The sequence below is a fragment of the Achromobacter sp. genome (assembly GCF_049647645.1).
Lineage (GTDB): Bacteria > Pseudomonadota > Gammaproteobacteria > Burkholderiales > Burkholderiaceae_B > Achromobacter.
In genome coordinates, this window is the sequence record NZ_JBARYB010000030.1 from 1 (window position 1) to 6,603 (window position 6,603).

Genomic DNA, 6,603 nt, shown 5'->3' on the forward strand with positions numbered 1-6,603 from the left:
GGCCCAGCTTGGCGCCCGCCAGCGCGACGCGGTAGTGCGCGGCCAGCGCCACTTCCAGTCCGCCGCCCAGCGCCGCGCCATGCAGCGCGGCCACCACCGGCTTGGCGCTGGCTTCGATCTGGTTGCAGACCTCGGGCAGGATGGGCGGTTGCGGCGGCTTGCCGAATTCGCGGATGTCGGCGCCGGCGATGAAGTTCTTGCCCGCGCCCATGAGCAGGATGGCTCGCACCTGTGGGTCGGTCTGGGCGTCGCGGATGGCCGCGGCCAGGTCGGCGCGCACTGCGGCGCTCAGGGCATTGACGGGGGGATGGTCGATGGTGACGACCAGGATGTCGTCATAGCGGCGCGTGCTGGCCGCGCCGGTGCTTGCGCTGTCTGTCATGGACAGTGTCTCCGATGAGGTCTGCCGTGGCGCCGCCGCTTGGGGCAGCCGCCAGGACTCAGCCTGGTGGGCCAGGAACGGCCCGTCTGTTCTGGCCTCATTCTTTCGCAGTAAAGAAGTCTTGACAATGGCATCGATAATTGACATTGAAGTCAAAAAAATTTGACAATTGGCGGGTGCATCGACCTGGCGAGGAGGCCCTGGATGGACACCAAATCCCTGACATTGCTGGTGGAAATACTGGACGCAGGCAACCTCAGCGAGGCCGCGCGCCGCCTGAAGATGACGCGCGCCAATGTCAGCTACCACCTGAATCAGCTGGAGCGCTCGGTGGGCATGCAGTTGGTGCGCCGCACCACCAGGCATGTGGAGCCCACGGAAATCGGACTGAAGCTGTATCAGCATGGCCGCAGCATCCAGGACGAACTCGCGGCGGCGCGCGAATCGGTCGAGACCCTGGGCAAGACGCCGCAGGGCAAGGTCAGGCTGAGCGTGCCCAGCGGTTACGGGCAGTTCGTGATGACGCCCTGGCTGCTGGAGTTCAAGCGGACCTATCCGGACATCGTGCTGGACGTGCTGTTCGAGAACAGCGTGGACGATCTGCTGCGCGACGAGGTCGACATCGCGGTGCGCATCATGTCCGAGCCGCCGCAGAACCTGGTGGCGCGCGAACTGGGCCAGGTCCGCTACGTGGCCTGCGCGTCCCGGGCCTATGCCGCGGCCCGCGGCCTGCCGCAGCATCCGGAGGATCTGGCGCGCACGCCGACCATCAGCGCCGCCGTCATCGGCCGCCCCTTGCGGCTTTCCGCCTACCTTGGCGGCCAGCCGCGACAGCACGTGGTGCTGGAGCCGACCGTGATTTCGCGCAACTACGCCTTCCTGCGCGATGCGACGCTGGCGGGGTTGGGCGTGGGCGTGGTGCCGGACTACGTGGTCCACGACGATATCGCGCGCGGCGACCTGGTGGCCGCGCTGCCGCAATGGCGGCTGAGCATCTTCGGACGCGGCATGTACATGCTGTACATGCCCAACCGGCATCATCCGCGGGCGATTTCGATGATCATCGAATTCATCCTGGAACGGGCCCAGGCCGCGCACGAAGGCAAGCCGGGATTGCTGAGCGCGGCGGGCTAGACGAGGCGCCGCGCGCTCCGTTCCTGACTTGGCGTTCAGCTTGGCGGGAATAAAATCCGTTTCCATCACGGCTGGCGGCCGCGGGGCCGCGCCCATCTTTTTCCAGGCCCGTCCATGTCCTCCTCCGACATCCAATTGCTTCTTACCGCCCTGGCGAGCGTGCTGGTGCTGGTTGCGCTGATCGTCTCGCGCATCCGCATGCATCCGCTGCTGGCGCTGCTGATCGTTTCCATCGGCGTGGGGTTCGCCACTGGCATGGAGCCCGTGGCCATCGTCAAGAACCTGAGCAATGGCGCGGGCAAGACCTTGGGCGCGGTGGGCGTGGTGATCGCGCTGGGCGCGATGCTGGGCAAGATCCTGGCGGATTCGGGCACGACCGAACGCCTGGCCAGCGCCATCCTGCGCCATACCTCCGCCCGCATGATTCCCTGGGCCATGACATTGGTGGCTTTCGTCATCGGCATACCGATGTTCTTCGAGGTGGGCCTGGTAGTGATGCTGCCGCTGATCTTCAGCGTGGCGCGCAAGCTGGAAGGCCAGGAGCGCTTCAAGGGGTCGGCCTATGTATACGTGGGCGTGCCGGTGATAGCAGCCCTGGCGGCGATGCATGGCATGGTGCCGCCGCACCCCGGTCCGCTTACGGCGATCGCCACGCTCAAGACCACGGTGGGGCCGACCATGATCTACGGCTTCATCGCGGCGTTGCCGGCCATGGTGTTCGGCGGGCCCTTGTACGGCGCCTTCATCTCGCCGCGCATGACCACGCGCCCGGACGAGGCGCTGCTGGAACAGTTCACCACCACTCGCCAGGAAGCTGCCGGCCGCGGCGCGCCCAGCGTGGGCCTGGGGGTGCTGGCGGCCTTGCTGCCCGCCTTGCTGATGCTGGTGCACGCGGGCGCCGAGATGCTGCTGCCCAAGGACTCCGGCGCCATGCACGTGGCCGCTTTCCTGGGCGACCCGCTGGTGGCGATGTTGCTGGGCGTGCTGTTCGCCGCGGTCTCCCTGGTGCTGATGCGGGGCGGCGACGCGGAAAAGCTGCGCGATGGATTGGGCAAGAGCCTCAAGCCCATCGCCGGCATCATGCTGATCATCGCGGGCGGGGGGGCGTTCCAGCAGGTGCTCACCAGCGCCCACGTGGGCGATGCCATCGTGCACCTGACCCATCAGTTCTCGTTGCCGCCGCTGGTGCTGGGCTGGCTGATCGCCATGCTGCTGTCGGTGTCGACCGGATCGGCGACGGTCGGTATCGTCGGCGCGGCGGGCCTGCTGGCGCCGCTGGCGGGCGCCGATCCCAGCCTGAACCTGCCGCTGCTGGCGCTGGCCATCGGCTGCGGCTCGCTGTTCTTCAACTACGCCAATCACGCAGGCTTCTGGATGGTCAAGGAGTCCTTCGGCATGACCATGGGCGAAGCCACCAAGACGATTTCGGTGGTGCAGTCCATCGTGTCGGTGGTGGGGTTGGTCATGGTCCTGCTGTTCGACCTGTTGCCGCCGCTGGGCTGACGCCGGGGGGGGGCCGCGGCGGGACGCTACGTTATGCTGGGTCTGTCCAAACCGGAGACCCCATGACAGATACGCCCCGTTTCGCCGCCACGCATTCCGCGCTGGCTTCCGAGGCGCGCCGCGCCCAGCTGCGGCGCATGAAGATCGCCGCATTGGCCTTGCTGGTGGCGATGGTCTGCGGTTTCATCACCAGCCACGTGATGGGCGGGCAGGGCGCGTGGGCCTGGGTGCGGGCGTTCTGCGAGGCGGCCACGGTGGGCGCGCTGGCCGACTGGTTCGCGGTGGTGGCGCTGTTCCGCCGGCCGATGGGTCTGCCTATTCCCCACACCGCCATCATTCCCAGCAATAAGGACCGCATCGGCGACAACCTGGCGGTGTTCGTGCGCGATCACTTCCTGGATCCGGACACGTTGATGGAGAAGCTGCGGGTGTTCGATCCGGCCGCGCGCCTGAGCCGCTGGCTGGCGCGTCCGCGGCAGGCGCGCGCCTTGAGCGAGGGCGCGCGCAATGTGGCCTTGCAGACGCTGGACCTGTTGGATGACCGGGCGGTGCGGGGGGTGATCCAGGAGTTCGTGGTGAAGAATCTGCGGCGCTGGGATGCGGCGGATACGGCGGGCGAGGTGCTGGGCCTGTTGACGCGCGACGGGCGGCATCAGGAGCTGCTGGACGCGGCGCTGGAGCGGCTGGGCGGGTACCTGGGTGACGAGGAGGTAAAGGCGCGGGCGTCGGGTCTGCTGGTGAAGTTCGCCAAGAAGGAGTGGCCGCGCATTATTGCGGCGGTGGACGTGGTCAAGTCGGTGGACGGGATTGCGGACAATCTGGCGGATCGCCTGGCGCGGGCGCTGGTGGAGGAGTTGCGGGACGTGCTGTCCGAGCCTGGGCATCCGGTGCGGCGGGACTATGAGGCCTGGGTGCAGGATTACATCCGGCGGCTGAAGGATGATCCGGCCTTGGCGGCGCAGGTGGAGGCGTTGAAGCAGCGCGCGATCGATCATCCGAAGGTGCAGGAGTATGTGCAGGGGCTATGGGACGATATCCATGCTGCGCTGCGGAGAGATCTGTCGTCCGAGAATTCGGCGTTGGCGCGGCATCTGGAGAGCGCTCTGCTCGCCTTGGGGCGCAAGCTGGGGGAGGATCCGGGGTTGCGGGCGGCGATCAACAATCACGTCCTGGGCGGGGCGCGGCGGTTGACGGGGCGCTTGCGTAGCGGGGTCACGGAGCATATTTCTCGCACGGTGAAGAATTGGGACGAGCGGCATCTGGTGGATGAGCTTGAACTCAGCGTGGGGCGGGATCTGCAGTACATACGGTTCAATGGCACGCTGGTGGGTGGGCTGATAGGCGTGGTGCTGCATGCGGTGGTGTTGCTGGTTCGGGGGTGACACTCCCTGCTTGCCCGACGCGGGTTTTTTGAATGGTCGAGCAGAACATTCAGAATTTTGCTGCCCGTATCGCCCGCGTTTGTATCAGGAACGAAGATTGCTGGTGGACGCGCTGACCCGAATGCTATTGTTTTTTTCGGAATGGGCGGCGCCGGGCCGCTCATGCACTACCGGGCGCCCGCAGTCCGCGGGCGGCTTATTTTGGAGGCACTCCATGAAGAAAATCTCGATGCTGGTCGCAGCGCTTGCGTTGGCAGGCGCGTCTGGCGCGGCGTTGGCGGAAGACGTGTCGATGTCGTTCTTGAGCGCGGAGGGCGTGGGCAAGAGCGCTGGCACGATCACGCTCAAGGACACCAAAGGCGGGCTGCAGCTCACGCCGCATTTGAAGGGCTTGCCGCCCGGCGAGCATGGCTTCCATGTGCACGAGAAGGGCTCTTGCGAGCCGGGCATGGTGAATAATCAGATGGCGCCCGGTGGCGCGGCGGGCGGGCATCTGGATCCCAAGGGCACCAAGGCGCACAAGGGGCCGATGGCGACCGATGGGCATCAGGGCGATCTGCCTTTCATCGTGGTCGCCGCGGACGGCACGGCCACCAAGGCAGTAGTGGCGCCGCATCTGAAGCTTGCCGATGTGAAGGGCCGTGCGGTGATGGTGCACGTGGGCGGTGACAACTACAGCGATACGCCGGCGCCGCTGGGCGGCGGGGGCGGCCGGCTGGTTTGCGGGGTGGTGAAGTAACAGCCTTGTCGCGTCAGGCCGTGCCGTTGCGGCCGTGCAGCCGGTAGCCTTCGCGTTCAGCGAGCCGGTCGTAGTAGGCGGCGACGGCCGGCAGTTGCGGCTTGTCGAAGGGCGTGCAGAACCAGCGGTTGACCGACAGGCCCACGGGAATGTCGGCCAGGGAAAACGCGGGGCCGGCGACGTAGCCGCCGGCCTGTTCCAGGCGCTGGTCCAGTATCGCCATGAACCGCGCCCATTCGCGGCAGGATGCCTCGATCGCGGCGCGGTCGCGGTGGGCGGCTGATTCGCGCACCAGGGCCATGAAGGCGTAGTTCCAGGAGCGGTTCAGGTCGGTCGCCTGCCAGTCGATCCATTGGTCGACGCGGGCGCGCAGCCTGGGCTCGATGGGGTACAGGCGCTGGCCGCCGTATTGCGAGGCCAGGTAGCGGATGATGCTGTTGGACTCCCACAGCACGAAGTCGCCGTCCTGGATGACGGGCACCATCGCGTTCGGGTTCAGCGCCAGGAACGCGGGATCGCTGGTGGCTTGGAAACCCGCGCCCCAATCCTCGCGTTCGAACGGCAGGTCCAGTTCGGCGCAGGTCCACAGGACCTTGCGCACGTTGATGGATGAAGCCTTACCCAGGATTTTCAGCATGTTGCCGGCATCGTTTTGACTGACGGTGGCAGTCTAGCGGGCGGCGGCGGGCGCGGGCAGATACAGATTGCCGGTTTTCCGTGCGCAACAGCGCTCAGCAGGCTCCGGCTTCGGGTTGGCTACGCAGGCGCAGCACGGGCGAGCTGTACAGCACCACGAATTGCACGGCGAAGCCGGCTGTCGACACCCAGAGGCAGGCTTCGACGCCGACCCGCGCGGCGAGCGCGGCGCCGATCAGTGCGCCGATGGGGCGGGCGCCGAAGGTGGCGGTCAGGATCACGGCGGATACGCGGCCCAGCAGGGCATTGGGCGTGATCGCCTGGCGCAGCGTGGTGGTCGTGATGGTCCACAGGATGGGACCTGCGCCGAACAGGAAGAAGCCCGTCGCCGCCCATGCCCCGGACGGATAGGCCAGGGTCGACAGCAGGATGGCGCTTGCGATCAGCGCGGCCAGCGGGCCGACCGCGATCATGCCGCCGAAGCTCAGCCGCTGGGCCAGCCAGGGCGCCAGCAAGGCGCCGGCCACCATGCCGCCGCCGTACACGCCCAGCGTGAGGCCGACGGCTGCCGCCGACAGGCCCAGCCGTTCGATGGCGTAGGCGACGTAGACGGCTTGCAGCACGAACCAGGCGGTGTTGAAGAACACGGCGGTCACCAGGACCGGACGCAGCAGCGGATGCGTGAGGACAAATGCGGCGCCTTCGCGCAGTTCCTCCAGCAGGCGGCGGCGGGGCGCCGGCCCAGGCCTGTCGTGGGGCAGGCCGGCCAGCAGCAGGGCCGCCAGCAGCGACAGCACGGTGGCCAGCACATAGGCCGAGGGCGCGCC

Annotated in this window: 7 protein-coding genes; 4 read left to right on the top strand and 3 right to left on the bottom strand. The window is 67.3% G+C overall.

The window, feature by feature from the left end:
• Positions 1 to 382 (bottom strand): enoyl-CoA hydratase/isomerase family protein (locus WBB14_RS03200; protein WP_424238539.1); only part of this gene is annotated, 382 nt, incomplete at its 3' end.
• Positions 383 to 586: 204 nt separating this feature from the next.
• Here WBB14_RS03200 and WBB14_RS03205 point away from each other — a divergent pair.
• From WBB14_RS03205 to sodC, 4 genes are all read left to right on the top strand, one after another.
• A complete protein-coding gene (locus tag WBB14_RS03205) occupies positions 587 to 1,516 on the top strand; it encodes a LysR family transcriptional regulator (RefSeq protein ID WP_424238540.1) in 930 nt (309 codons plus the stop codon).
• 114 nt (positions 1,517 to 1,630) lie between these two features.
• Positions 1,631 to 3,019 (top strand): GntP family permease, encoded by a 1,389-nt coding sequence (locus tag WBB14_RS03210; RefSeq protein ID WP_424238541.1) that lies wholly within the window; start codon positions 1,631 to 1,633, stop codon positions 3,017 to 3,019.
• 62 nt (positions 3,020 to 3,081) lie between these two features.
• The gene (locus WBB14_RS03215) at positions 3,082 to 4,401 is read left to right on the top strand and encodes a DUF445 domain-containing protein (protein WP_424238542.1); all 1,320 of its coding nucleotides are present in this window, start codon (positions 3,082 to 3,084) and stop codon (positions 4,399 to 4,401) included.
• A 214-nt stretch (positions 4,402 to 4,615) separates the two neighbouring features.
• Positions 4,616 to 5,140, top strand: a complete 525-nt coding sequence (gene sodC, locus WBB14_RS03220; protein ID WP_424238543.1) for a superoxide dismutase [Cu-Zn] SodC — start codon at positions 4,616 to 4,618, stop codon at positions 5,138 to 5,140.
• Between the two features lie 13 nt (positions 5,141 to 5,153).
• Here the strand turns inward: sodC and WBB14_RS03225 are convergent, their stop codons facing one another.
• Both WBB14_RS03225 and WBB14_RS03230 read right to left on the bottom strand, forming a co-directional pair.
• The gene (locus WBB14_RS03225) at positions 5,154 to 5,777 is read right to left on the bottom strand and encodes a glutathione S-transferase family protein (protein WP_424238544.1); all 624 of its coding nucleotides are present in this window, start codon (positions 5,775 to 5,777) and stop codon (positions 5,154 to 5,156) included.
• 94 nt (positions 5,778 to 5,871) lie between these two features.
• Positions 5,872 to 6,603: MFS transporter (locus WBB14_RS03230; protein ID WP_424238545.1), on the bottom strand; the 732-nt coding region annotated here is incomplete at its 5' end.

Bases quoted from the DNA above. Each gene is read 5' to 3' on its own strand.
- WBB14_RS03205 (WP_424238540.1), top strand. From the start codon at position 587: ATGGACACCAAATCCCTGACATTGCTGGTGGAAATACTGGACGCAGGC.
- WBB14_RS03210 (WP_424238541.1), top strand. From the start codon at position 1,631: ATGTCCTCCTCCGACATCCAATTGCTTCTTACCGCCCTGGCGAGCGTG.
- WBB14_RS03215 (WP_424238542.1), top strand. From the start codon at position 3,082: ATGACAGATACGCCCCGTTTCGCCGCCACGCATTCCGCGCTGGCTTCC.
- sodC (WP_424238543.1), top strand. From the start codon at position 4,616: ATGAAGAAAATCTCGATGCTGGTCGCAGCGCTTGCGTTGGCAGGCGCG.
- WBB14_RS03225 (WP_424238544.1), bottom strand. From the start codon at position 5,777: ATGCTGAAAATCCTGGGTAAGGCTTCATCCATCAACGTGCGCAAGGTC.